Consider the following 1,097-nt stretch of genomic DNA (forward strand, 5'->3'; position numbering starts at 1 on the left):
CTGACCGCTGCAATCACTACCGTTCTGGCTAAAACCTACGGTGGTTCTGCTCGTGCATTCGACCAGATCGATAACGCACCAGAAGAAAAAGCTCGTGGTATCACCATCAACACCTCTCACGTTGAGTACGACACCCCGACTCGCCACTACGCACACGTAGACTGCCCAGGCCACGCCGACTATGTTAAAAACATGATCACCGGTGCTGCGCAGATGGACGGCGCGATCCTGGTTGTTGCTGCGACTGACGGCCCAATGCCTCAGACTCGTGAGCACATCCTGCTGGGTCGTCAGGTAGGCGTTCCTTTCATCATCGTGTTCCTGAACAAATGCGACATGGTTGATGACGAAGAGCTGCTGGAACTGGTAGAGATGGAAGTTCGTGAACTGCTGTCTCAGTACGATTTCCCGGGCGACGACACTCCAATCGTTCGTGGTTCCGCGCTGAAAGCGCTGGAAGGCGACGCTGAGTGGGAAGCGAAAATCATCGAACTGGCTGGCTTCCTGGATTCTTACATCCCAGAACCAGAGCGTGCGATTGACAAGCCATTCCTGCTGCCAATCGAAGACGTATTCTCTATCTCCGGTCGTGGTACCGTTGTTACCGGTCGTGTAGAGCGCGGTATCATCAAAGTTGGTGAAGAAGTTGAAATCGTTGGTATCAAAGAGACTGCGAAGTCTACCTGTACTGGCGTTGAAATGTTCCGCAAACTGCTGGACGAAGGCCGTGCTGGTGAGAACGTTGGTGTTCTGCTGCGTGGTATCAAACGTGAAGAAATCGAACGTGGTCAGGTTCTGGCGAAGCCAGGCTCAATCAAGCCACACACCAAGTTCGAATCTGAAGTGTACATCCTGTCCAAAGACGAAGGCGGCCGTCATACTCCGTTCTTCAAAGGCTACCGTCCACAGTTCTACTTCCGTACAACTGACGTGACCGGTACCATCGAACTGCCAGAAGGCGTAGAGATGGTAATGCCAGGCGACAACATCAAGATGGTTGTGACTCTGATCCACCCAATCGCGATGGACGACGGTCTGCGTTTCGCAATCCGTGAAGGCGGCCGTACCGTTGGCGCGGGCGTTGTTGCTAAAGTTCT

At 53.4% G+C, this 1,097-nt stretch carries 1 protein-coding gene; it reads left to right on the forward strand.

Going from position 1 to position 1,097, the window contains the following annotated elements; genetic code table 11:
- Positions 1–1,097, forward strand: a 1,097-nt coding sequence (gene tuf / locus IM295_RS22890; RefSeq protein ID WP_049119900.1) for an elongation factor Tu, incomplete at both ends; no start/stop codon positions are given.

The sequence above is a fragment of the Enterobacter cloacae complex sp. P14RS genome (assembly GCF_014895895.1).
Classification (GTDB): Bacteria; Pseudomonadota; Gammaproteobacteria; order Enterobacterales; family Enterobacteriaceae; genus Enterobacter; species Enterobacter bugandensis.